Source organism: Streptomyces liliifuscus, assembly GCF_016598615.1.
In the GTDB taxonomy this organism is placed as follows: domain Bacteria; phylum Actinomycetota; class Actinomycetes; order Streptomycetales; family Streptomycetaceae; genus Streptomyces; species Streptomyces liliifuscus.
Genome location: NZ_CP066831.1, coordinates 9,518,813 through 9,543,446 on the forward strand (window position 1 = coordinate 9,518,813; position 24,634 = coordinate 9,543,446).

A 24,634-nucleotide genomic window follows, 5' to 3' on the forward strand; every position below is an offset into this window, starting at 1 on the left:
GGGGGAGACGACGGGATCAGCCCCGTCAGCCGTACGGGGAGTCCTCGTCGACGATGTGCATGGCGGCCTCTTCCGCCGAGGCCGCGGCGCCGTCGATGCCCACGTCGGTGGCGATCAGGCCGCTCTCCCCATCCTCGTGCGCCCCTTCGTTCGGCGCCACGAGACGGCCGGAGCGGAGGGCACCCACCTCGTTGTCCAGGGGTTCGCCGTCCGAGTCCGGGCAGTCTCCGATGCCGTCACCGTCCGGCGCCGCGATCTCCGGAACCTCTTCCGACAGGCGCTCGTCGAGGGTCTCGCCGCGATGGCGCTCGGCAGCGGTCACGTCGTTGCGCTCCACCGCCCACGGTCGCTCCGGTGGTGACCAGCCCCGGTCCAGAGGATCGTTCACGCCGTCGGATTCCAGGGTGTCCTCGGCGTCGAGCAGCCCCGCGTCGTCCTGAACCTCGGATCCGTCGGGCTGGTAGACGTCGTCTCCCCAACCGTCGGCGCTGTCCACGGGTACCTCCAGGTGGTGCGGGCCGGCCTGCTGTCACCGTGTTCGGCGGCGGGTGCGCGGGCCGCTCGGCCCAGGCCTCGCCTGTACGGACGTACGGAACGTGCGGAACCAGGCGGTTCCCGGGCGTTCCCCGAGCCGGTGCCGACATCCACCCTTCCACCCCTCTTCGACACCGCGCAACGGCACGGGGCCCGGCGGCACACTCGGGGCCCTCTCACCAGCGGTGGGCGCGGGCCGGGGCGGGGAGCACGCCGTGGCGCGACCCCGCCCCGGCTCAGGAGTGGACCTGGGAGCGGCCCCGGTCGGCCCGCACAGGAGCCGACCGGAAGTTCCCGCTCACCCGTGCCAGGACCGCCACAGTGCCGCGTACGCGCCGTCCGCGGCGACCAGTTGATCATGGCTGCCCAGCTCGCTGATGTGGCCGTTCTCGACGACCGCGATGACGTCCGCATCGTGGGCGGTGTGCAGCCGGTGGGCGATGGCGACCACGGTGCGGCCGTCCAGAACACGGGCCAGCGAGCGCTCCAGATGCCTTGCCGCGCGCGGGTCGAGGAGCGAGGTGGCCTCGTCCAGGACCAGCGTGTGCGGATCGGCGAGCACCAGCCGGGCGAGCGCGATCTGCTGCGCCTGGGCCGGGGTGAGAGCAAGCCCGCCCGAGCCGACCTCGGTGTCCAGACCGTCGTCCAGCGCCCGCGCCCAGCCGTCGGCGTCGACCGCGCCGAGGGCGGCCCACAGCTCGGCGTCGTCGGCCTCCGTGCGGGCGAGGAGCAAGTTGTGGCGCAGGGCGCCCACGAACACGTGGTGTTCCTGGTTGACGAGGGCCACATGGGAGCGGACCCGTTCGGCGGACATCCGGGACAGTTCGGCGCCGCCCAGCGTGATCCGGCCGGTCCGGGGCGCGTAGATCCCGGCGAGCAGCCTGCCCAGCGTGGACTTGCCCGCGCCGGACGGGCCGACCAGGGCCAGCCGGGTGCCCGGCGCGACCTCCAGGGTGACCTTGCGCAGCACGTCGACGCCCTCGCGGTAGCCGAAGTGCACCCGGTCGGCGTGCACGTCCCGTCCGTCGGGGGCCAGCGACGCGTCACCGGCGTCCGGCTCGATGTCGCGGACGCCGACCAGCCGGGCCAGCGACACCTGGGCCACCTGGAGCTCGTCGTACCAGCGCAGGATCAGGCCCACCGGGTCGACGAGCATCTGCGCGATCAGGGCGCCCGTCGTCAGCTGCCCCACCCCGATCCAGCCCTGGAGGACGAAGTACCCGCCGATCATCAGGACCGAGCCGAGGACCGTGACGTGGGTGAGGTTGATGACCGGGAAGAGCACCGAGCGCAGCCACAGGGTGTACCGCTCCCAGGCGGTCCACTCCTGGACCCGCCGGTCCGACAGCGCGATGCGGCGCTCGCTGAGGCGGTGCGCCTCGATGGTGCGGCCCGCATCCACGGTCTCCGAGAGCACGGCGGCCACCGCGGCGTAACCGGCGGCCTCCGAGCGGTAGCCGGACGGCGCGCGCTTGAAGTACCAGCGGCAGCCGACCACCAGGATCGGGACGGCGACCAGCACGGCGGGCGCGAGCGGCGGCGCGGTCACGGCGAGTCCGCCGAGCAGCAGCACCACCCACACCACACCGATGGCCAGCTGCGGCACGGCCTCGCGCATGGCGTTGGCCAGCCGGTCGATGTCCGTGGTGATCCGGGACAGCAGATCGCCCGTCCCGGCCCGCTCCAGGACGCCCGGCGGCAGTCCCACCGACCGAACGAGGAAGTCCTCGCGCAGGTCGGCCAGCATCCGCTCGCCGAGCATCGCGCCCCGCAGCCGCACCTGGCGTACGAACACGGCCTGGACCACGAGGGCGAGGACGAACAGCGCGGCGGTGCGTTCCAGGTGCAGTTCGCGCGCGGCCGCCGTGCCGTCGGAGACGCGCTGGACGAGCGAACCCAGCAGGTAGGGGCCCACCATCGAGGTGACGACGGCGACCGTGTTGACGGTGATGAGCAGCAGGAAGGCCCGGCGGTGCCGTTGGAAGAGTTCGGCCACGTAGGCGCGTACGGTCGCGGGGGCTCCGACGGGCAGGGTCTCTGCGGTCGTCGGGGCCGCCGGGTCGTAGGCCGGTGGCGCCACGCCGATCATGCGGTCTCCTCGATTTCTTCCAGTTCCGGCAGGTGGCCCAGTTCGTGGGCGGCGGCCTCGTCGTCGGTCTCCCGGGTCACCACGGCCCGGTACCGGGGCTCGCTGTGCAGCAGCTCGCGGTGCACGCCGACCGCCGCGACCTCGCCCTCGTGGACGAGTACGACCCGGTCCGCGTGGTCCAGGAGCAGCGGCGACGAGGTGAACACCACCGTCGTACGGCCCTGGCGCAGGGACCGGACGCCGTCGGCGATGCGTGCCTCGGTGTGCGAGTCGACCGCTGACGTCGGTTCGTCCAGGACGAGCACCTCCGGGTCCGTGATCAGCGACCGGGCCAGCGCGAGACGCTGGCGCTGGCCGCCCGACAGGGAGCGGCCGCGTTCGGTGATCCGGGCGTCCATCGGATCGGCGGCGTCCAGCGACCCCTGGGCGAGCGCGTCCAGGACGTCGCCGCACTGCGCGGCGGTCAGTGCCTCCTCGGGACTGACGTCCCCGGAGGCGGGCACGTCGAGCAGTTCGCGCAGGGTGCCGGAGAGCAGCACCGGGTCCTTGTCCTGCACGAGCACGGCGCTGCGGGCGGAGTCGAGCGGCAGCTCGTCCAGCGGCACGCCGCCGACCAGCGCCGACGGCAGCTCCGAGGAGTCCGCCGCATGACCGCCGAGCCGCTCGGCGAGCACGCCCGCAGTGTCCGGGTCGCCGCACACCACCGCGGTGAGCCGTCCGGCGGGCGCGAGCAGCCCGGTCGCGGGGTCGTACAGATCACCTGCCGGTACGACGGCCTCGCGCGAGCCCTCGCCGTCCGTCGCCCGCTCCAGCGACAGCACCCGGGCGGCGCGTTTCGCGGACGGCCGGGAGAACGAGTAGGCCATCGCGATCTCCTCGAAGTGACGGAGCGGGTAGGTGAGGAGCATGACGGCGCTGTACACGGTGACCAGTTCGCCGACGGTGATCCGGCCGTCGCGGGCCAGGTTCACGCCGTGCCAGACGACGACGATCAGCAGCAGCCCGGGCAGCAGGACCTGGATCGCGGAGATCAGTGCCCACATACGGGCGCTGCGTACGGCCGCGTGCCGGACCTCCTGCGAGGCGCGGCGGTAACGGTCGAGGAACAGCTCCTCGCCGCCGATGCCGCGCAGCACGCGCAGACCCGCGACGGTGTCCGAGGCGAGCTCGGTGGCGTGCCCGGCCTTCTCGCGCTGGAAGTCGGCGCGCCGGGTCGCCCGGGGCAGCAACGGCAGCACCGCGAGCGCCAGAATGGGCACACCCACGGCGACGACGACACCGAGCGCCGGCTGGTAGACCACCAGGGCGACACAGACGAACACGATCGTGACCGCGGCCGCGGTGAACCGCGACACGGCCTCCACGAACCAGCCGATCTTCTCCACGTCACCGGTCGAGACCGCGACGATCTCACCGGCCGCCACGCGCCGCGTCAGCGCGGAGCCCAGCAGGGCGGTCCTGCGCGCCAGGAGCTGCTGGACGCGCGCTGCCGCGGTGATCCAGTTGGTGACCGCGGCCCGGTGGAGCATGGAGTCGCCCAGCGCGATACCGACCCCGCACAGCGCCATCAGCCCGCCCGCCATGCCGAGTCGCGCACCGGAGCGGTCCACGACGGCCTGGACGGCGAAGCCCACACAGAAGGGCAGCCCGGACACGGACATGAAGTGCAGCAGACCCCAGGCCAGGGCCTTCGCCTGTCCGCCGAGCTGATTACGGCCGAGCCACACCAGGAACCGGGGCCCCGAGCGTGCGTCCGGCACACCCGGGTCGGGATACGGAAGGTCTTGAATCTGCATGACGTCCCAGGGAGCTCGTTGAACGGAGTGGGGGAGGCAACAAACCGTGAAAGGTTCGCGTCACAGAGTGTCCGCAGGCAAACGGTTTTCCGCCGCGAGGCAAAGATTCGGCCCGGACCGCCCGCATATCGCCCGGAAGCCGAGGGGCCGGACGCAATCGTCCGGATCGTGGTGCGACGATGGACCGATGCGAATAGGCGGTGCGATGCGCACGACGGCCGCGGCCGCGGTGTCCGGTGCCCTTCTGATGTCCCTGGCGGCCTGCGGAGGTTCGGACGGCGGGAGCGGGAAGAAGAGCGACGCACAGGCGGCCGGCCGGCCCGAGAAGGCGCGCACCGTCGACCTCAAGACCATCCCGGACGTCGGCGACAAGCTGCGGAAGCAGATCCCCGCGGGCTCCCGCCAGGTCGTGGCCGTCTACGGAGAGGGCGAGGACTCGGCGGACTCCACGATCGTCCTCTACACCAAGTCCGGCTCCACCTGGGACAAGACCCGCAGCTGGAAGGGACACAACGGCAAGAAGGGCTGGACGACCAACCACCGGGAGAACGACAAGCGCAGCCCCGTCGGGGTCTTCACGCTCAGCGACGCGGGCGGAGTGCTCGCCGACCCCGGGGCCAGGCTTCCGTACACCGAGTCGGCGGGCTTCCAGGCCCCGCACTACTGGGCCAAGTCGCACTGGAACGACTTCGACTACGTCATCGCCATCGACTACAACCGCGTCAAGGGCACCTCACCGAACGACCCGACCCGCCCCCAGGGCCAGTCCAAGGGCGGCAGCATCTGGCTGCACATGGACCACGGCAGCGGTACGTCGGCCTGCGTGAGCCTGCCCAAGTCCGGCATGGAATACCTGTTGCGCACCCTCGACCCGGACCAGAAACCGGTCGTGGTGATGGGCGACAAGGCCAACCTCAAGGCCGCCTGACCGCCCGTCACCGGCCGGCGCGCGCCCCCTCAGCAGTAGCTGAGCGCCCTCAGTAGTAGTGGCGAAGGGACGGCCACAGTCGCGACCACGGCCGCGTCGTTCCCGAGCACAACACCACGGCCGCGCCCTGCTCCTCGTTCTCCACCCCGTGCCCGTTGTCCACGCGCGCGACCCGACGGCAGTCGGTGAAGTACCGCTCGATGCCGTCCGCGTCCTCCTGCCGGACGACGAGCACCGGTCCGTCGGCCGAGTCCGGCGGAGGGCCCCAGTCGGCGTAGCTCATATGGCCGGAGTAGGGCCGGGGAAGCCCGCGCGCGGGGCCGTAGCGGTCCAGGGCACCCGCCTCGCCGTAGTTCTGCGTGAAGACCACGGCGCGCGCCCGCTCACCCGCGGGAATCGTGGACCACCCCTTCGCGGCCGCGTCGGCCAGCGCGGGCCAACCCACCTGCTCGCCCTGCTCCTTGTTGAGCGCCATCGGCACGGCGAGCGAACTCGGCGGCAGCACGGGCAGGGTGACCAACGCGTTGACCGCGACGGTCACGAGCACGGCCACCACGGGCCACGTACGGCCGTGCCGCCGCGTCCAGGCCAGAGCAGGCTCGCAGCCCGCCACGAGCAGCACGATCAACAGCGGAACGACGTAGTACCCCTTGCCGCCCAGCGCCACGACCAGCACGCACAGCAGGGGGTACGCGACCGCCGCAGGACGAGCCCACCGCAGGGCCGGATCGCGCCAGAGCCGCAGCCAGCCGACGACCCATACCGGAACGAACAGCGGGGACAGATAGATGAGTTGGTCGGGCACGAACAGGATCCGGTTCTCGGTCCCGTCGTCCGTGCCGATGCCCTCCGCGACCGTCAGCTGAGGCCAGTCGTGGTCCGCCTGCCACCACAGATTGGGCGCCGCCACAGCGAGGGCCACGGCAGCCCCGGCGAGCAGCCACGGGCTGCGCAGCACCCGCCGCGGCCCCACTGCGAGCACGCTCGCGAGCAGCGCGACGACCAGAAGTGCCACGAGGTACTTGTTCAGCAGACCGGCCCCCACGCACAGGCCGATCGCAAGCCACCACCGCCCGTCGCCGGTGCGCAGCAGGCGCAGTACCAGCCAGCAGATCAGCAGCCAGGCCAGCAGGTCGAAGGTCGCGGTCGACACCATGTGCCCGACGCCCAAGGGTTGCCCGGACGCGCCCGCGAGCCCCGCCGCGACCACCTGTGTCCTGCGGTCGCCGCCCAACTCCCGTGCGACGAGGGCGACCACGAAGACGGCTGCCGCGAAGGCGAGCGTCGCCGGGACTCGCAACGCGACGGTCGAATCCCCGAACAGCGCCGTGGCCGCCCGCGCGAGGAACGGTGTCAGCGGCGGCTGGTCGACGTACCCCCAGGCCGGATGGTCGCCCGCCGCGAGGAAGTACAACTCGTCGCGGTGGTACCCGTATCGGCCGGACAGCGCGGTCAGTACGGCGGCGAAAACGGCCGCCAGAACCGCCACAGGACCGATGGCGAGACGAGGTAACTCGCGCGCCGCGTCGTCCCGTTCCCGATCCATAGCGTCCCCCCGCCAACCGGTCGCACCACCGTACTGAGGGGGACCGATCCGGTCGAGGGGCCCGTCATGACCCGAGGACTCATTGCGGCCCGGGCCAACTCCCCGTAGAACACCGCCCATGAGAAGACGGATCATCATGTCCATGCTCGCCGGGGTGACCCTCGTGGCGAGCACCCTCCTCGGAGCGGCCCCCGCGCAATCGGCCGACGCGCCTGCCGAGTTCGGCACCGACTGGCACGACCCGGTCACCGCCGCCCCGCCCGTCACCCGACCGGACACCAAGTCCTGCGACGTCACCGTCGCCGAGGCACAGTTCCGGGACTTCACGCCCTACAAGGGCACGTACGCGCCCCCACGAGGCTGCGGCGACCGCTGGAGCAAGGTCGTCCTGCGCCTCGACGGCAAGGTCAAGGGACGGCAGTTCGACCGCCTCGGCCATCTGCACATCGGTGGAGTAGAGGTCTTCCGTACGTCCACCCCGCAGCCCTCGCCCGACGGCATCGAGTGGTCGGTGGAGAAGGACGTCACGCGCTACAGCGACACCTTCCGGGCGGAGCAGGACGTCGAGATGCTCATCGGGAACGTCGTCGACGACACCTACACGGGCATCATCGACGTCAAGGTCACACTCACCTTCTACACGGGCGAGCCCGCCGCCACTCTCTCCAGGGGTGAGCCCGCAGCGAAGAAGACCCCAGACCGCGTACTCACCCTCCGGGACGGCACCCTCACCACGCCCCGCAACAGTGAACGCATCGTCGCCGAGGTATACGCCACAGGGTCGGGCGGCGGCTGCGAGGAGTACTGGTATCTGACGGTGCCCGACGCCGCGCCGTACTCCTGCAAGGCCGGCGACGGCCCCTACCGCGAGGTGCAGATCAAGGTCGACGGCCGCCTCGCGGGCATCGCGGCGCCCTTCCCGACCGTCTGGACCGGAGGCTGGTCCAACCCCTTCCTCTGGTACGTGATTCCGGGCCCGCGCGCCTTCGACATCAAGCCCGTCGAGTACGACCTGACACCGTTCGCCGGGCTCCTCAACGACGGCCGACCGCACGGGATCGACGTCTCCGTAGTGGGCGTTCCCGAGGGGCAGAGCGGCTGGAGCACCCCGGTGAACGTCCTCGTCTGGCAGGACGCGAAGAGCAAGCACGTCACCGGGAAGCTCACCGCGCACAGGGCGGGAGACCTCGACAACTCCTCGACGTTCACGCCCGGTTCGGAGCACCGTCTCGACACCGAGGCCGGACACCGGCTGACCGTGGCCGGATACCTCGACACCTCGCACGGCCGTGTGAAGACCACCGTCGACCGCAGGCTGGGCAACACCTCCGTGCACCGCTGGACCGACGGCGAGAACACCGACGTGCTGAAGGGGACCTGGACCGACGACGAGACAGTCACCGTGGACGAGCACGGGCCCGCCAAGTCGACCCGGACGCACCGCACCTACACCATGGACGGCACCACGACCCTCGGCGCGGGCGACCGGCTGCGGACCGTGCTGTCGCTGGGGGACCGGGCCGCGGTCGAGGAGACGCGAGGCGGTCGGCGCACGGCGTGGTCCCGGCTCGACGACAGCTACGCGGGCGACGCCACGTATACGGCGAACGTGCCACGCGACCAGCGGCACGCGGTCGGCACGACCAGCGAGCGCTACCGGCTGTACGGATCGGGCGGTTGCCACGACCGGACGCTGGTGACCGTGCAGGGGACGCTCACCGAGGACCGCAGGGACTGCTGACCGGACCGGTGTGGGACGTGCCACATCCTCGATGATTTACACGCATGTCACATCGAGGTCTCCGGCGGTAGCAAACTCCCCCGATAGTGATCACCGCGGAATCCGCTTTCCGCATCCCAGAAGTCCCCCTGGAGGAGTGCCCGTGCCGCCGTCTGTACCGTCCCCGCGACGCGTCGCACGCATACTGCGTACCTCACTGTTCGCGCAGGTCGCCTGCGCGCTCGTACTCGGAATCGTCGTCGGGAGGTTGTGGCCGGACACGGCCACGACCTTCCAGCCGCTCGGCGACGGTTTCGTGCGCCTCATCAAGACGGTGATCTCACCGCTCGTGTTCTGTGTGGTCGTCGTCGGCATCGCCAAGGCCGGCAACCTGAAGGCCTTCGGGCGGATCGGGCTCAAGGCCCTGATCTGGTTCGAGATCGCCTCCACGGCCGCGCTGCTCATCGGTCTGATCGCCGCCAACGTCTTCGCCCCCGGGTCGGGCATGAACGTCGACCCGTCGAAGCTCGACGCCTCGGCGGTCGACGACAAGACCGCAGGCGGCGCGTTGCCGTCGACCACCGAGTTCGTCCTCAACGCGCTGCCGCAGAGCGCGGTCGGTGCCTTCGCCGAGAACTCGCTGCTGCAGGTCCTGGTGCTGGCCTGTCTCACGGGCGCGGCGCTGCTCCACCTCGGCCACACCAAGGTTCCCGCGATCCTGCCCGCCATCGAGCAGGCCCAGGAGATCATCTTCGCGATCGTCGGCTTCGTCATGAAGCTCGCCCCGCTCGCCGTCTTCGGCGCGATGGTCCACCTGGTCGGGGAGTACGGCCTCGGGGTCATGGAGACGTACGGCAAGCTCATCGTGCTCTGCTACGCGGTGGCGGCGCTCTTCCTCGTGCTGCTCGGGGTCGCGTTGAAGCTGGTCACCGGGCTGAGCCTGTGGAAGTTCGTCCGCTACACGCGTGCGGAGCTGCTCCTCGCGCTCGGCACCGCGTCCAGCGAGACGGTCATGCCCCGCATGATGCAGAAGTTGCGCCAGGCGGGTGCCCGTGACGACGCGGTGGGTCTGGTGCTGCCGACGGGGTACTCCTTCAACCTCGACGGAGCCTCGATCTACCTCTCCGTAGGCACGCTGTTCATCGCGCAGGCCGTGGGCGTCGACCTCTCCCTGAGTCAGCAGGTCACCGTGATCCTGGTGCTCATGCTCACCAGCAAGGGCATGGCCGGTATCCCGGGTTCGGCCTTCCTCGCCCTGTCGGCGACCGCCTCCGCGCTCGGCGCCATCCCCGCCGGGGCCGTCGCCCTGCTGCTCGGCGTCGACCGCATCATGGACTCGATGCGCGTCGTCACCAACCTGCTCGGCAACTGCGTCGCCGTCTTCGCGGTCTCCCGCTGGGAGGGCGCGCTGGACATGGACCGGGCGAAGAAGATGCTCGACGGCGAGATCGCGTTCGTGGAGGAGGACGTGACGCCCGCGGGCAGCGACCCGAAGGCGGAAGCGCCCGCGCAGACCGCCCACACTGAGCCGGCGGGCGTTACGGGCAAGGGCGAGGAGCCCGCCGGCGCGGCGGAGCAACCCGCCGAGGCCAAGGCCTCGTTGGCCAAGGAGCCCGCAGGCGAGGTGAGTTGAGCGCCGGGGCCCGGCGCATCCGCTCGACGCCGGGCCCCGCGCCTCCCCCTCACCCCTGAGGCTTCTGCGAGTCCACCCCCGTCCGCTCCTTCTTCCACAGCCCGCGCGTGAAGTCCGGGATCGCCTGGGGCGCCCCGTGCGCCTTGATCGAGGCATGGCTCAGTGGCACCGGCGCGGTCCAGGTGGCGGCGTCGTACACGTCGAAGTCCGGTACGAGCCCAAGTCGCATGCACTGCATCAGCCGGAACAGCATGATGTAGTCCATCCCGCCGTGTCCGCCGGGCGGGTTGGAGTGCTCCTTCCACAGCCAGTGGTCCCAGTCCGCGTACGCCCCGAAGTCACCCCAGGCGTCATCTGTGTGGTCCGGCTCTATGTAAATTCGCTCCGGGTAGTCCTCGAAGACACCCTTCGTGCCGCCGAGGCTGTTGATCCGCGAGTAGGGATGTGGCGTCGACACATCGTGTTCGAGCCGGATCACCCGTCCCTTCGCGGTCTGTACGAGGCTGATGGTCCGGTCGCTCTCGATGTACGTCTCCTTCCAGCTCGGGTCGCCCGGCGGCATGTTCGCCGCGCGGTACTCGGCAAGTCCGAGTGAGGGCGTGCCGAAGCTGGAGATGTGGGTGACGCGGTCGCCGCGGTTGACGTCCATGTAGTTGGCGACGGGCCCGAAGCCGTGGTTCGGGTAGAGGTCGCCGCGCAGCCGGGTGTGCCAGAGTCGCCGCCAGGGGCCCTCGTAGTAGTCCGGGTCGAACATCAGGCCGCGCAGGTCGTGGTTGTAGGCGCCGGCGCCGTGCAGCAGCCGGCCGAACTTCCCGGCGTGCGCCATGCGCAGGACCCGCATCTCGTTCCTGCCGTAGCAGCAGTTCTCCAGTTGCATGCAGTGTCTGCGGGTGCGCTCGGAGAGGTCGACCAGTTCCCAGAGCTGGTCGAGCCGCATCGCGATCGGACACTCCACGCCGACGTGCTTGCCGCTGAGCATCGCCGTCTTCGCCATCTCGAAGTGCCAGTCCCAGGGCGTCGCCACGTACACGAAGTCGAGGTCGCCGCGCTCGCACAGACCGACGAAGTCGTGATCACCCTTCGTGTACGTCGCCGGGGCGGGCTGTCCCGCGGCCACCACCTTGGCCGCGGCGCTCGCGGTCTTGTCCTTGACCGGGTCGCACAGCGCGACGACGCGGACCCCGTCGAGGGCGAGGAACAGGTCGATCATGCCGTTGCCGCGGTTGCCGAGCCCGATGATCCCCACCCGTACCGTGCCGCGCCCCTCGAAGGGCACGCCGATCATGGTTCTGCCCTTCGCGGCGGGCACGGCGGCCTCGGCTTCCGCCGCTGCTCCAGGTGCGCCTTCCGCCCCTGCCCCGGGTGCGGCCTCCGCCGCCGTCCCGGGCTCGGCCGCGTGAGCGGTGCCCCCACCCGCGAGCGCGCCGATTCCCAGACCCGCTCCGGCGGCTCCGGCCGTGCGCAGGACCGAGCGTCGGGAGTAGCCCTCGGGGTTCTCGTCAGGTTCCGGTGTCGCGTGCTCGTCGTGCATCGGACCTCCTCGGTGGGTGAGCGCGGGTTCGGCGCGCTGTCACCCTCCTAGGGGGCGGACCGGGTCGCAAGGGGCCGAAGTGGCCAGGGAGTTGGACTTCCGGGACTCGGTCTTTGGACTTCCGTGCACGTGGGTGTGTGGGTGTGTGGGTGCGTGGGTGTGTGGGTGGCGCGGAGCCGGCCCCGACCCGGTCCGCGGTGGAAGCGGGTCTCTCACTCCTGTCGGCTGCCCCCGCCGGCACCGGGGCGTTCAGCAGTCGCGCCTCGGCGCCTCCACCGCGCCCATTCCGTCCACCAGCGTGTTCAGCAGCCCTCCGAGCACCTTGCGCTGGTCGTCCGACAGTGGCGCCAGGATGTCCTCCGCCGCGGTCCGCCGCGCGGCGCGCAGCTCGCGCAGAGCCCCCCGGCCGTCGTCCGTCAGCTCGATACGGATCACCCGGCGGTTGGTGGGGTCCGGTACGCGACGCACCTTGCCGCTCGCCTCCAGACCGTCGACCAGTGTCGTCACGGCCCGGGGCACCACCTCCAGCCGCTCGGCCAGGTCGGCCATGCGCGGCGGCGAGCCGTAGTGCGCGAGGGTGCGCAGAAGCCGGGACTGGGCCGGAGTGATACCGAGCCCGCGCTTCTCCAGCTGACGCTTCTGGATGCGGTGCACACGGCGGGTCAACCGCAGCAACTGCTCGGCGAGCAGGCCGTCGGCGTCGGGGGTGTCCATGACGGGAACAATATCAGGACCTCGTTCATTGTGAGTATAGGTAACAATGAGCTATGCTCCGTCAGTCATCGTTCTCTCACCCTCCGTAGGAGCCCATGCCCCGCGACGACATCAAATGGACACCGCCACCTGTCGAGGACGGACAGCCCCGGCAGGTGCGCCGCATTCTCAAGCTCTTCCGTCCCTACCGCGGCCGACTGGCCGTCGTAGGCCTCCTCGTGGGCGCCGCGTCCCTGGTCTCGGTCGCCACGCCCTTCCTCCTCAAGGAGATCCTCGACACCGCGATCCCGCAGGGCCGCACGGGCCTGCTGAGCCTGCTCGCGCTCGGCATGATCCTCAGCGCCGTCCTCGGCGGTGTCTTCGGAGTCCTGCAGACCCTCATCTCCACGACGGTCGGCCAGCGCGTCATGCACGACCTGCGCACCGCCGTCTACGGCCGGCTGCAGCGCATGTCGCTCGCCTTCTTCACCAGGACGCGGACCGGCGAGGTCCAGTCGCGCATCGCGAACGACATCGGCGGCATGCAGGCGACGGTCACCTCGACCGCCACCTCGCTCGTCTCGAACCTCACCAGCGTCATCGCCACGATCGTCGCGATGGTCGCCCTGGACTGGCGGCTGACCGTCGTCTCGCTGCTCCTGCTGCCGGTGTTCGTGTGGATCAGCCGCCGCGTCGGCAACGAACGCAAGAAGATCACCACCGAGCGCCAGAAGCAGATGGCCGCCATGGCCGCCACCGTCACCGAGTCGCTCTCCGTCAGCGGCATCCTGCTCGGCCGCACGATGGGCCGCTCGGACTCGCTCACCCGCTCCTTCGCCGACGAGTCCGAGGGCCTCGTCGACCTGGAGGTCCGGTCGAACATGGCGGGCCGCTGGCGGATGGCCGTCATCGGGATCGTCATGGCCGCCATGCCGGCAGTCATCTACTGGACCGCGGGCATAGCCCTCCAGTTCGGCGGGCCCGCCATCTCCATCGGGACGCTCGTCGCCTTCGTCTCGCTCCAGCAGGGCCTCTTCCGGCCGACCGTGAGCCTGCTCTCCACCGGCGTCCAGATACAGACCTCGCTCGCCCTGTTCCAGCGCATCTTCGAGTACCTCGACCTGCCGATCGACATCACCGAGCCCGAGGACCCGATCCACCTCGACCAGGTCAAGGGCGAGGTGCGCTTCGAGGACGTGGAGTTCCGCTACGACGACAAGAGCGGCCCCATCCTCGACGGCATCGACATCACCGTGCCCGTGGGCGGCAGCCTCGCCGTCGTCGGCGCGACCGGTGCGGGCAAGTCCACGCTCAGCTATCTGGTGCCGCGTCTGTACGACGTCACGGGCGGCCGCGTCACGCTCGACGGGGTGGATGTGCGCGACCTGGACTTCGACACCCTCGCCCGCGGGATCGGCGTCGTCTCCCAGGAGACGTACCTCTTCCACGCCACGGTCGCCGAGAACCTGCGGTTCGCCAAGCCGGACGCCACCGACGAGCAGCTGTACGCGGCCGCGAAGGCCGCGCAGATCCACGATCACATCGCGTCGCTGCCCGACGGGTACGACACGGTGGTGGGGGAGCGCGGACACCGGTTCTCCGGCGGCGAGAAGCAGCGCCTGGCCATCGCCCGCACCATCCTGAGGGACCCGCCGGTCCTGATTCTCGACGAGGCGACCAGCGCCCTGGACACCCGCACCGAGCTCGCAGTTCAGGAGGCCATCGACGCCCTGTCGGCCAACCGGACCACCCTCACCATCGCGCACCGGCTGTCCACCATTCGGGGCGCCGACCAGATCGTGGTCCTCGACGGTGGGCGTCCGGTCGAACGGGGCACGCACGAGGAGCTGTTGGGGCGCGAGGGCCGCTACGCCGCACTGGTCCGCAGAGACGCCCAACTGGAGCCAACAAGATGAAGATATGTCGAGTTTATGGCGGTATGCGGGTTACCGTGCCCGCATGCAGATCTATACGCCGCCCAGTCGGCCACGGAGAACGATTCGACTGACGAGCCGGGGCCGGACCGCCCTCATCGTGACCGGCGCCGTCGTGGCGGCCACCGCCGTGGCGGTGCCGCTGCTGAGCACGGACGAGAAGAAGGAGCCCCTCGCCCTGGTGATCCCGGAGGGCTGGCGTGCGGGCCAGGTCTACGAGGCCGTCGACAAGGTCCTCGCCCTGCCCGGGGGCACCACGAAGAAGTCCCTGGAGAAGGCGAACCTCAAGCTTCCGAACGACGCGAGCGGCAACCCCGAGGGGTATCTGTTCCCGGCCACGTATCCGATCGACAAGAAGTCGACCCCGGTGTCCCTGCTCACCTACATGGTCGACACGGCGAACAAGCGGTTCGGTGGCGGGACGGTCACGGCCGGGGCCGAGCGGAACGCGATGAACGTCTATCAGACCGTCACCGTGGCGAGCATGGTCCAGGCCGAGGCGGCCACCAAGAAGGACATGGGCAGGGTGGCCCGCGTGATCTACAACCGGCTCGACCGGGGCATGCCCCTGCAGATGGACTCCACCATCAACTACGCGCTGAACCGCAGCACCCTGCGCACCAGCGAGAACGACACGCGGCTCAACAGCCCGTACAACACGTACGTACGGATGGGGCTGCCGCCCTCGCCCATCGCCAACCCCGGCGAGGAGGCGATGCGCGCCGCGGTCGCTCCACCGCAGGGCGACTGGCTCTACTTCGTCACGGTCAAGCCCGGCGACACGCGTTTCACCGCCGACTACGAGGAGCACCGGAGGAACGTCGCGGAGTTCAACCGCGCCAACAAGAGCGCGTCACCGAAGTCCGGCTGACCTCATCCCACCGGCGCGACGTTCGGCGCACCCACCGGCGCATCCTTCGGCGCGCCCAGCGGCGCGACGTCCGGCGCACCCGTCGGGGCGGCGTTCGCGTCGGCCGCCAGCAGTCGCCTGATGTCCCGCACCGCCGCGCGCCCGGCGCGGTTGGCTCCGATGGTGCTGGCCGACGGCCCGTACCCGACCAGATGGATCCGCGGATCGGCGACCGCGCGGGTTCCCTCGACACGGATGCCGCCGCCGGGCTCGCGCAGCCGCAGTGGCGCCAGATGGTCGATCGCGGCGCGGAAACCGGTCGCCCACAGAATGACGTCGGCGGCCACGCGACGCCCGTCGTCCCACTCCAGGCCGTCCGGAGTGATCCGGTCGAACATCGGCAGCCGGTCCAGGACGCCGTCGTCGATGCCCTGCCGGATCGCGTCGTTGAGCGGCAGCCCGGTCACCGACACGACACTCTTCGGCGGCAGCCCCTGACGGACCCGTTCCTCCACCATTGCGACCACTTCCCGGCCCACGTCCTCGGTGAACGGACCCTCGCGGAACACCGGCGGCCGCCGCGTCACCCAGGTGGTCCCGGCCGCGTACGGGGCGATCTCCAGCAGATGCTGCGTACCGGACGCGCCCCCGCCGACCACGACGACCCGCTGCCCGGCGAACTCCTCGGGACCCGGGTACTGGGCCGTGTGCAACTGCCGCCCCCGGAAGGTCTCCTGCCCGGGGTAGCGCGGCCAGAACGGCTGGTCCCAGGTGCCCGTCGCATTGATCAGCGCCCGCGTCGACCACGTACCGTCGGAGGTCTCGACCAGCAGTCGGCCCCCCTCGCCCTCGCGCACGGCCTTCACATCGACCGGCCGCCGCACGCGCAGATCGAAGGTGCGCTCGTAGGTGTCGAAGTACTCCGCGATGACCTCGGAGGACGGCCGTGCGGGATCCGCGTCCGCCAGCTCCATGCCCGGCAGGGAGTGCATCCCGTGCACCTTGCCGTACGTGAGGGACGGCCACCGGAACTGCCATGCCCCGCCCGCCCGCGGGGCGTGGTCCAGGACCACGAAGTCCCGCTCCGGCTCGAAGCCGGTGCGCCGCAGGTGATAGGCGCTGGACAGTCCGGCCTGCCCGGCGCCGACCACGACGACATCGACTTCCCGCACTGCCCCCGCCTGCGCTCCGGTGTTGTTCACGCTTCTACTAACTCCACCGAGGGCATGGATCTTCCCGCGCCCGCGCCCCTTCGGGGGCGCCGGGAACCGCGCGACGAGTCACGGACGCCCGGCAGGTGAGGAACGGCCCGCACACAGCTACCGGCGCTTCCGGGCGGAGCGCTCAGCGACCACTGGCAACCAGAATCGGCGCCCCGGAAGCCGGAACACGCGACAACAGCCCCCGCACGGCCAGCTCGGGAATCACCCCCTCCCCGAACCAGTACGCCTCCTCCAGATGCGGATACCCGGACAGCACGAAGTGCTCGACGCCCAGCGAGTGGTACTCCTCGATCCGGTCGGCGACCTGGGCATGGCTGCCGACCAGCGCGGTGCCGGCGCCCCCGCGCACGAGACCCACGCCCGCCCACAGGTTCGGGGAGATCTCCAGCCGGTCGGAGGAGCCGCCGTGCAGCGCGAGCATGCGCTGCTGGCCGACGGACTCGCTGCGGCCGAGCGCCGCCTGTGCGGCGGCGATGGACTCCGGATCGAGGTCGTCGAGCAGACGACCCGCAGTCCGCCACGCCTCGGCCGACGAGTCCCGCGAGATGGTGTGCAGCCGGATGCCGAAGCGGACCGTACGCCCCTCGCGCTCGGCGAGCGAGCGGATCCAGTCGATCTTCTCCTTGACCTGCTCCGGGGGCTCGCCCCAGGTCAGATACACATCCGCGTGCCGCGCCGCGACCGGCCCCGCGGCAGCCGAGGAACCGCCGAAGAAGATCTCCGGCAGCGGATCCGGCGGCAGTGCGGTCAGCCCGCCCTCGACCTGGTAATGCGCCCCGTCGAAGTCGTACGGCTGCCCGCGCCACACCCCTCGTACGACGGACAGGAACTCGTCCGTACGCGCGTACCGCTGGTCGTGACCGAGTCGGTCGCCGAAGCGGCGTTGCTCGGTGGAGTCGCCGCCGGTGACGACGTTCAGGAGCAGCCGGCCCCGGGTGATGCGCTGGTACGTGGCGGCCATCTGGGCGGCGAGCGTCGGCGAGATGACACCGGGCCGGAACGCGACCAGGAACTTCAGCCGCTCGGTGTGCTGGGCCAGCGCCACCGTCGTCAGCCAGGCGTCCTCGCACCACGTACCGGTCGGCGTGAGCACCGCCTCGAAGCCCAACTGCTCGGCTGCCTTGGCTATTTGGGCCAGGTACTCGATGTCGGGCGCACGCACCCCGCTGACCGGCCGGGTGCGGTCGACGGGGTTGGCCGCGTAGGCGTGCCGGTCCACCAGCGTGCGGCCGTCGCCACCCGTCGGCAGGAACCAGTGCAGATGTACGGTCATGACGTCACGACTCCTTCGACGGGCGGGGAGTGGTGGTGGACGGCGGCAGGTCGCCGTTGAAGCGGGTGTCCACGAAGTCGCCGAAGTCGACCTTGCGGGGGATGAGCTTCAGGCCGGTGAACGTGTCCGCGATCTCCTGCTCGGAGGCGATGAGCGGCTTGTCGATGGCCACCGGGACCCTGGTCGCGTTGGTCCGCTTCACCGAGGCCAGCGCCACTTCGTAGGGCAGCCCGGTGTCCTTCGCCCAGACCTCGGCCCAGTCCTGCGGGTGCTTGTAGACCCAGTCCTGCGCGCGCCGCAGTCGCTCCAGATAGTCGGCGATCGCCGCGGCCTTCTTCTTGTCCTTGAGCGCTCCGGGCGCCGCCACCTGGAAGGTGAGCCCGTTGACCACGTCGTCGCCGTCCGTCAGGACCTTGCCCTGCTTGGCCTGCAGCACCTGGGAGGTGTACGGGTCCCAGACCGCCCAGGCGTCGACCTTGCCGGAGGTGAACGCGGCCAGGGCGTCGGCGGGCTGGAGGTACTTCACCTTGACCTCGCCCAGCGTGAGCCCGGCCGCCTTGAGCGAGGCGACCAGCTGGTAGTGCGCGGACGAACCCTGCGCCACCGCGACCGACTTGCCCTTCAGCTCCTCGGCCTTCTTCAGCTTCGAGTCCTTGGGAACGAGGATCGCGTCTCCCTTGGACCTGCCCCGGTAGGCCGCGACGGCCGTGATCTTGGAGTTGGCGCCGGCCGCGAAGACCGGCGGGGTGTTGCCGACGCCACCGATGTCGACGGCTTTGGCGTTCACTGCCTCCAGGAGGGGCGGGCCGGAGGTGAACGTCGACCACTTGATCTTGTAGTCGAGGTTCTTGAGTTCTCCGGCGGCCCGCAGCACCGCCTCCGAACCGCCCTTCTGGTCACCGACGTTGAGGGTGAGCGATCCCTTACCGTCGGTTCCGTCGCCCGTCGAGGTGCTGGCCGACGAGTTCCCGCCGCAGGCCGCGGCCAGCAGGGCCAGGGGGAGAAGCAGGGCGGCGGGGACGAGGTGTCGTCGCATGAGGATTCCGTTCGGTTGGTTCAGGTGAGGGGGAATGAGAGGGGGAGGGTGAGGACACGGGTGAGGGCGATGGGTGCGGGTGAGCGTGGCGGCGTAACCGAGCTGCCCGGAGGGGCAGTTCAGGCGGCTTCGGCGGCGGTGTCGACGCCCAGTCGTTCCAGCAGCCCGGCGCGCAGTTCGGCGAACCGCGGGTCGGTGATGTCCCGCGGACGGTCCAGCTCGACGTTGGTCTCGTACGCGATCACGCCCTCGTCCATCACGAGGACGCGGTCGGCCAGCAGCACGGCCTCCTCGACGTCGTGCGTGACCAGGAGCACGGCGCAGCCCCGGCGTTGCCACAGCTCGCCGACGAGCCGCTGCGCCTTGATGCGGGTCAGCGCGTCCAGCGCGCCGAACGGCTCGTCGAGCAGCAGCAGATCGGGTTCGCGCACCAACGCGCGGGCCAGCGAGGCGCGTTGGGCCTCTCCGCCGGAGAGCGTCTTGGGCCAGGCATCTGCGCGGTCGGTGAGGCCCACTTCGGTCAACGCCTGCTCGGCGACGGCGCGTTCGGGCTTTCCGGGCAGTCCGAGCAGGACGTTGCGCCACACCTTCTTCCACGGCATCAGCCGGGGTGCCTGGAAGGCGACGGCCTTGCGACGCGGCACGAGGACAGTGCCCTCGATGTCGCGGTCGAGCCCGGCGAGGATGCGCAGGAGCGTGGACTTGCCGCAGCCGCTGCGACCGAGGAGGGCGACGAACTCGCCCGGCCTCACGTCGAGTTGGAGGTTGTCGATGACCGCACGGCCGTCGAAGGAGCGGGTCAGTCCTTCGACGCGTACCACCGAGGAGGGGGCGGGAGCGGTCGTGACCTTCTCGGTGGTCACCGGCCGGTGAACGTCGGTCGCCATTGCAGCAACAGCCTTTCGAGGGAGCGGACGATGAAGTCGGCGAGCAGGCCGAGGAAGGCGTAGACGATCAGGCAGACCACGATCACGTCGGTACGCAGGAAGTCGCGCGCCTGGACCATCAGGAAGCCGATGCCGGCGTCCGCGTTGATCTGCTCGGCGAAGACGAGCGCCAGCCAGGCGATGCCGAGCGAGTAGCGCAGACCGGTCATGGCACCGGGGAGGGCGCCCGGCAGGACGACATGCCGTACGAGTCCCCAGCGGGACAGACCGAGGGACTCGCCGGCCTCGATCAGCTGCGAGTCGACGCCGCGGATACCCGCGTACACGTTGAGGTAGAGCGGGAAGGACACGCCCAGCGTGATGATCGCGACCTTCGGGGCCTCGCCGATGCCGAACCAGATGATGAACAGCGGGATGAGGCCGACGAACGGTACGGTCCGCAGCATCTGGACGCTCGCGTCGACGAGGTCCTCGCCGATCCTGAACAGGCCCGAGACCAGGGCGAGTCCGGTGCCGACGACGGTGCCGAGCAGAAGACCCACCGCGACGCGCTGGAGCGAGACACCCATCGCGTTCGTCAGCGATCCGTCGGAGATCAGATCGCCTGCCACCCGCGCGATGGTCCCGGGCGAGGCCAGGACGTCGGCCGTCAACACACCCGTACTGCTGAGGACTTGCCACAGGGCGAGCAGCAGTACGGGGCCGGAGGTGCGGCGCAGCCAGCGGGGGACGCGGGTGCGACGGGTCGAGGCGGGGACGATGGGTTCGAGTTCGGGCAGGGCGTGGTCGGTGGACTTGGTGTCGCTGGACTCGGGGGAGGCAAGCTCTGATATTCCCGAAATATCGGGTCCATGAGAGTCCGGCGGGGCATGGCTGATGCTCATGAGGGCTCCACGGCAGGAGAGCGACGGAGGGCGCGCACAGGAGAGATGCGGGGTGCATGGGGGTGTGCGAGGGGCGGGGCGCGCGTCAGCGTCCCGGCATCGGCATCCGGCTCGGATCAGACGGGCGTGCGGACGCGTGGGTGTGCTGAGGCGCAGGAGAGGTGAAGCGGATGAAAGGGCGTCAGCGACCGCGGCGACACGCGGCGGAGGCCACCCGCAGCAGGTCGATGTGACCGCGCGTGGTGAGCATGACTGAACGCAACATGCGGCTGAAAGTAGCCAGCTGGGCCGCGTACGGTCAATGGCGTCTCGCGGAGTGGACCTCGCGTATCAGGGGTCGGGCGAGTGAGGTCCTGGCGGGCAGGGGGAGCGGCCGGCGGCGCGGGCAGGGGAATCGCCGGGACTGCCGGGAGGGGGAGCGGTCGGGACCGGGGGCGGCCGGGGCCGATGGGGCGCGGCCGGACCCGCGGAACCCGAAACGGGCGCGGACTCCGGCTACGGGTGGCGCGGACTGCGCCTACGGGTGGCGCGGACTGCGCCTAAGGGTGCGGAATCCAGGGGATCGGCGAGGATTGGTCCATGTCCGATGCCTTCACCAGCCGTGTACTGAACATCGCCTCGGGATCCAGGGAGAGGGTCGTCGACCTCACCCGTGAGTGCGAGGCCTTCCTCCGCGAGGTCGCGGGCGGTCGCGACGGCCTGCTCAACGTCTTCGTGCCCCACGCGACAGCCGGCGTGGCCCTGATCGAAACGGGTTCCGGCAGCGACGACGACCTGCTCGCCGCCCTCCACACCCTCCTCCCCGCGGACGACCGCTGGCAGCACCGCCACGGCAGCCCCGGCCACGGCCGCGACCACGTCCTCCCGGCCATCGTGCCCCCGCACGCCACACTGCCGGTACTGGGGGGCCGTCTGGAACTGGGGACGTGGCAGTCGGTGTGCCTGGTCGATACGAATCGCGATAATTCGAACAGGATGGTTCGGCTGTCGTTCCTTGGGTGAGGCACAAGGGGGTGCGTGTTGAGTCGCGGTCTCCGGAGCGCCCGCACTCTCGGGATTCTCCCCAGAAGACCTCCCCGCCAGTGGTCGACGGCACATGGCGGGGAGGCTCCTTCGACGACGTTCGACGCAGAACGCCCTCTCACGGGCACGTCGGGTGGGGCATCCGAACCTGCCCGCCGGAGTCACGGCGCTATGACGATTTTCCGTCCCTGCCCCGCGGCGAACTGGGCGAGTGCCTGCGGGTAGTCGTCCAGCGGGAGACGGTGGCTGATGAAGACCTGGGGGTCGAGCACTCCCGCGGCGAAGAGATCCGCAGCGCGTTCGAAGCTGTGCAGTACGGCCATGGATCCGGTGATGGTGATTTCCTGGTTGTAGATGCGGTAGGGCGAGATGGTGGCCGTTGTCGCGTAGTCCGAGACGCCGAACTGCAGGAACGTCCCCGCCTTCGCGACGCGGTCCAGGCCGTCCTGGATGGCGGCTGCGTTGCCGGTTGCGTCGATCACCACCTCCCAGCCGGCAGGCTGCTGGAACTCCTCCGCCGAGCCTGCCGCCCTTGAGCAGCCGAGTTTCGCGGCTGTGGCGAGGCGTTCGGGGTTGAGGTCGATGACGTCCACCGAAGCGGCACCGGTGCGCTTGGCCAGCTCCAGCATCATCAGACCCATGGTGCCGCTGCCGTAGATGAGTACGTTCGCCCCCATCCTGGCGCTGAGCACGTCGTATCCCCGTACCGCGCAGGACAGCGGTTCGATGAGGGCCGCGTTCGCCACGTCGACATGCTCGGGCAGCCGGACGCAGTTGGCAACGGGGGCGACGGCGTATTCCGCGGCGCCGCCGGCGACGGTGACGCCGATCGCGGCCCACCGGTCACAGAGGTTGTTGCGGCCGTTGCGGCAGTAGCGGCACTCGTTGCAGTACAGCGAGGGGTCGACGGCGACCCGGTCGCCGATGGCTATTTCGGTCACCTCGGTGCCGATACCGACGACCTCTCCGGCGAATTCGTGGCCGGGGACAATGGGCAACTTCGGTGCGAACTCGCCCTGGAGGATGTGCAGGTCCGTGCCGCACAGCCCGCAGGCGGCCACGTCCACCACGACCTCGCGCGGCCCTGGGGTGGGGTCAGGGACCGTGGTGACAGTGACCTTGCCGCGGGCTTCGATGACGGCGGCTTTCACTTGACTGCTCCTAGGGACAGGCCGCGAACCAGCTTGTCCTGGGCAGCCCAGCCAGCGATGAGGACAGGCAGGGACACCAGGGTGGCGGCGGCGCACAGACGGGCGAGGAAGAGCCCTTCGTTGGTGATGAACCCGACGAGGAAGACGGGGGCGGTGGAGGCGTTGGTGGCGGTGAGGTTGACGGCGAAGAGGAACTCGTTCCAACTGAAGATGAAGCAGATCAGCGCGGTGGCGGCGAGTCCGGGCATGGCGACGGGGCCGACGATGCGCAGTAGCACGGTGGGCAGGCCCGCGCCGTCGACCTCGGCGGCTTCCAGGATCTCCTTGGGGACTTCGGCGAGGAAGGAGCGCATCATCCATACCGCGATCGGGAGGTTCATGGCGGTGTAGAGGATGATCAGTGTCCATACGTTGTCCAGCATCCCGGCGTCCTTGACGATCAGGTACACCGGCAGCAGGGCCGCGATGGCGGGGAGGAACTTGGTGGACAGGAAGAAGAACATCACGTCGGTCCACTTCTCGACCGGCTTGATGGACAGCGCGTAGGCCGCCGGAACCGCAAGAGCGAGGACGAGGAGCGTCGAAATCACGCTCGCCATGGCCGAGTTGAGAAGGTACGGGGTGATGTCCCGGCCCAGCAGCAGCTCGTACTGGTCCAGGGTGAAGGGCGCGAGCAGGCTGGGCGGGTTGGTGGCGGCGTCGGCTTCCTGGTGGAAGGAGGTCAGCACCATCCAGGCGACCGGGGCGAAGAAGGCCAGCGTGGCCAGCCAGGCGGCGAAGGTCCACCCCGGTGTCAGCCGTGGCGGGCCGCCGTGGTCGTCCTTGCGGCGGAGGAACTTCCTGAGCCCGCTCCTGGGGGCGGCGACTGCTGCGTGCGCGGTCATCGGGAGACCTCCTCGCGGAACAGAGACGCGATGGTCCGCAGAGCGAACGTGGCGACGACGATGGAACCGATCACGACGACGACGCCGGCGGCGGCCGCCTCGCCGTACTCGTACTTGCGGAACATGGTCAGGTAGATCTCGTAGGGCAGGTTGGTCGTCTGGGAGCCGGGACCGCCCTGGGTGATGGTGAAGACCGCGTCGAAGGTCTGCACGACATAGATCGTGCCGAGCAGGACGCCCAATTCGATGTACTGGCGCAGGTGCGGCAGGGTGATGAAACGGAAGGTCGCCATGGCCGACGCCCCGTCGACGCGGGCCGCCTCCAGAACGTCACCGGGCTGCGCCTGCAGACCGGCCAGCAGGATGAGCATCATGAACGGAGTCCACTGCCACACCAGCGCGACGACGACGGCCGGCATCGCCGAGTTCGACACCCAGTCGATGGTGGGGCCGTTCTCGGCTCCGAAGAGCCGGTAGAGCGCGTTGAGGGTGCCGTTGAGGAGGCCGTAGTCGGGGTTGTAGATGGCGTGCTTCCACAGCAGTGCGGCTGCGACGGGCATGACCAGGAACGGTGTGATGAGCAGGGTGCGGGCCAGGCCCCGGCCGGGAAAACGGCGGTCGAGGAGGAGTGCCAGACCCAGCCCGAGGACCATGCTGATGCTCACCACCGACGCGGTGAGCACGATGGTGTTCAGTACCGCCGTGCGCAGCCTTTCGTCGGTGAAGACGAAGGCGTAGTTGGACAGGCCGGTGAAGTGCCTCTCGCCCGGCTTGAGGATGTTCCACTGGAGGGTCGAGATGATCAGCGTGGCCACGAAGGGCAGCTGCGTCACGACGACCGTGAAGATCAGCGCCGGCAGCAGCGGGAAGCGCCGACGCCACTTGTGCACCGTTTCGCGCCTGCCTGGCTGATGCGGAGGGTGTGCGCGCACCGCTTTGGGCGCGGGAATGAGCGTGGTCATGAGGGGTCCTTGAGCCGGCCGGTGACGGCCGAGGGATGGGGAAGCGGTGCCCGGCCG

Annotated in this window: 21 protein-coding genes; 6 read left to right on the top strand and 15 right to left on the bottom strand. The window is 70.2% G+C overall.

From position 1 onward, the window contains the following. Positions 1-25: 25 nt before the first annotated feature. The 3 genes from JEQ17_RS41480 to JEQ17_RS41490 form a co-directional block, all read right to left on the bottom strand. Positions 26-496, bottom strand: a complete 471-nt coding sequence (locus JEQ17_RS41480) for a DUF5709 domain-containing protein (RefSeq protein ID WP_200400060.1) — start codon at positions 494-496, stop codon at positions 26-28. Positions 497-832: 336 nt separating this feature from the next. Then, on the bottom strand, positions 833-2,623 hold the full coding sequence (locus JEQ17_RS41485; protein ID WP_200400061.1) for an ABC transporter ATP-binding protein: 1,791 nt from the start codon (positions 2,621-2,623) through the stop codon (positions 833-835). Continuing rightward, complete coding sequence (locus JEQ17_RS41490; RefSeq protein WP_200400062.1) at positions 2,620-4,419, bottom strand: ABC transporter transmembrane domain-containing protein; 1,800 nt, start codon at positions 4,417-4,419, stop codon at positions 2,620-2,622. Before JEQ17_RS41490 ends, JEQ17_RS41485 begins: the two co-directional genes overlap by 4 nt. A gap of 187 nt (positions 4,420-4,606) precedes the next feature. Here JEQ17_RS41490 and JEQ17_RS41495 point away from each other — a divergent pair, with 187 nt between their 5' ends. Then, positions 4,607-5,347, top strand: a complete 741-nt coding sequence (locus JEQ17_RS41495) for a hypothetical protein (RefSeq protein ID WP_200400063.1) — start codon at positions 4,607-4,609, stop codon at positions 5,345-5,347. A 49-nt stretch (positions 5,348-5,396) separates the two neighbouring features. Here the strand turns inward: JEQ17_RS41495 and JEQ17_RS41500 are convergent, their stop codons facing one another. Next, on the bottom strand, positions 5,397-6,893 hold the full coding sequence (locus tag JEQ17_RS41500; protein ID WP_200400064.1) for a glycosyltransferase family 39 protein: 1,497 nt from the start codon (positions 6,891-6,893) through the stop codon (positions 5,397-5,399). A 118-nt stretch (positions 6,894-7,011) separates the two neighbouring features. Between JEQ17_RS41500 and JEQ17_RS41505 the strand changes: the two genes are divergently transcribed. Continuing rightward, positions 7,012-8,634, top strand: a complete 1,623-nt coding sequence (locus JEQ17_RS41505) for a peptide-N4-asparagine amidase (RefSeq protein WP_200400065.1) — start codon at positions 7,012-7,014, stop codon at positions 8,632-8,634. 142 nt (positions 8,635-8,776) lie between these two features. Continuing rightward, entirely contained in the window at positions 8,777-10,246 is a 1,470-nt protein-coding gene (locus JEQ17_RS41510; RefSeq protein WP_200400066.1) for a cation:dicarboxylate symporter family transporter, read from the top strand. 49 nt (positions 10,247-10,295) lie between these two features. Here the strand turns inward: JEQ17_RS41510 and JEQ17_RS41515 are convergent, their stop codons facing one another. Both JEQ17_RS41515 and JEQ17_RS41520 read right to left on the bottom strand, forming a co-directional pair. After that, the gene (locus JEQ17_RS41515) at positions 10,296-11,777 is read right to left on the bottom strand and encodes a Gfo/Idh/MocA family protein (protein WP_200400067.1); all 1,482 of its coding nucleotides are present in this window, start codon (positions 11,775-11,777) and stop codon (positions 10,296-10,298) included. Between the two features lie 249 nt (positions 11,778-12,026). Further along, positions 12,027-12,491: a MarR family winged helix-turn-helix transcriptional regulator gene (locus JEQ17_RS41520; RefSeq protein WP_200400068.1), complete on the bottom strand. Its 465-nt coding sequence runs from the start codon at positions 12,489-12,491 to the stop codon at positions 12,027-12,029. Positions 12,492-12,586: 95 nt separating this feature from the next. Between JEQ17_RS41520 and JEQ17_RS41525 the strand changes: the two genes are divergently transcribed. Together JEQ17_RS41525 and mltG are read left to right on the top strand one after the other, a co-directional pair. After that, positions 12,587-14,386 (top strand): ABC transporter ATP-binding protein, encoded by a 1,800-nt coding sequence (locus JEQ17_RS41525; protein WP_200400069.1) that lies wholly within the window; start codon positions 12,587-12,589, stop codon positions 14,384-14,386. Between the two features lie 43 nt (positions 14,387-14,429). Continuing rightward, a complete protein-coding gene (gene mltG / locus JEQ17_RS41530; RefSeq protein WP_200400070.1) occupies positions 14,430-15,275 on the top strand; it encodes an endolytic transglycosylase MltG in 846 nt (281 codons plus the stop codon). 2 nt (positions 15,276-15,277) lie between these two features. Here mltG and JEQ17_RS41535 read toward each other — a convergent pair whose 3' ends face one another. The 6 genes from JEQ17_RS41535 to JEQ17_RS50940 form a co-directional block, all read right to left on the bottom strand. Next, positions 15,278-16,426, bottom strand: coding sequence for an NAD(P)-binding domain-containing protein (locus tag JEQ17_RS41535; RefSeq protein ID WP_234048826.1), 1,149 nt, complete (start codon positions 16,424-16,426; stop codon positions 15,278-15,280). A gap of 172 nt (positions 16,427-16,598) precedes the next feature. Continuing rightward, the gene (locus tag JEQ17_RS41540; protein ID WP_200400071.1) at positions 16,599-17,750 is read right to left on the bottom strand and encodes an LLM class flavin-dependent oxidoreductase; all 1,152 of its coding nucleotides are present in this window, start codon (positions 17,748-17,750) and stop codon (positions 16,599-16,601) included. A 4-nt stretch (positions 17,751-17,754) separates the two neighbouring features. Next, positions 17,755-18,786 (bottom strand): ABC transporter substrate-binding protein, encoded by a 1,032-nt coding sequence (locus JEQ17_RS41545; RefSeq protein ID WP_200400072.1) that lies wholly within the window; start codon positions 18,784-18,786, stop codon positions 17,755-17,757. 119 nt (positions 18,787-18,905) lie between these two features. After that, entirely contained in the window at positions 18,906-19,673 is a 768-nt protein-coding gene (locus JEQ17_RS41550) for an ABC transporter ATP-binding protein (protein ID WP_200400073.1), read from the bottom strand. Continuing rightward, on the bottom strand, positions 19,646-20,557 hold the full coding sequence (locus JEQ17_RS41555) for an ABC transporter permease (protein ID WP_200400074.1): 912 nt from the start codon (positions 20,555-20,557) through the stop codon (positions 19,646-19,648). Before JEQ17_RS41555 ends, JEQ17_RS41550 begins: the two co-directional genes overlap by 28 nt. Positions 20,558-20,738: 181 nt before the next feature. Continuing rightward, entirely contained in the window at positions 20,739-20,822 is an 84-nt protein-coding gene (locus JEQ17_RS50940) for a putative leader peptide (protein ID WP_352254655.1), read from the bottom strand. A gap of 314 nt (positions 20,823-21,136) precedes the next feature. On the opposite strand from JEQ17_RS50940, the gene JEQ17_RS41560 reads away from it, so the two are divergent. Then, complete coding sequence (locus JEQ17_RS41560; RefSeq protein WP_200400075.1) at positions 21,137-21,559, top strand: secondary thiamine-phosphate synthase enzyme YjbQ; 423 nt, start codon at positions 21,137-21,139, stop codon at positions 21,557-21,559. A gap of 182 nt (positions 21,560-21,741) precedes the next feature. On the opposite strand, the gene JEQ17_RS41565 is transcribed toward JEQ17_RS41560, so the two are convergent. From JEQ17_RS41565 to JEQ17_RS41575, 3 genes are read right to left on the bottom strand one after another with little or no spacing between them, the layout of a single operon-like run. Then, the gene (locus JEQ17_RS41565; RefSeq protein ID WP_200400076.1) at positions 21,742-22,731 is read right to left on the bottom strand and encodes a zinc-dependent alcohol dehydrogenase family protein; all 990 of its coding nucleotides are present in this window, start codon (positions 22,729-22,731) and stop codon (positions 21,742-21,744) included. Then, positions 22,728-23,615 carry a carbohydrate ABC transporter permease gene (locus JEQ17_RS41570; protein WP_200400077.1) on the bottom strand — a complete coding sequence of 296 codons (888 nt, stop codon included), beginning with the start codon at positions 23,613-23,615 and terminating at the stop codon, positions 22,728-22,730. Before JEQ17_RS41570 ends, JEQ17_RS41565 begins: the two co-directional genes overlap by 4 nt. Next, positions 23,612-24,577: a carbohydrate ABC transporter permease gene (locus JEQ17_RS41575; protein ID WP_200400078.1), complete on the bottom strand. Its 966-nt coding sequence runs from the start codon at positions 24,575-24,577 to the stop codon at positions 23,612-23,614. Before JEQ17_RS41575 ends, JEQ17_RS41570 begins: the two co-directional genes overlap by 4 nt. Between the last annotated feature and the right edge of the window lie 57 nt (positions 24,578-24,634).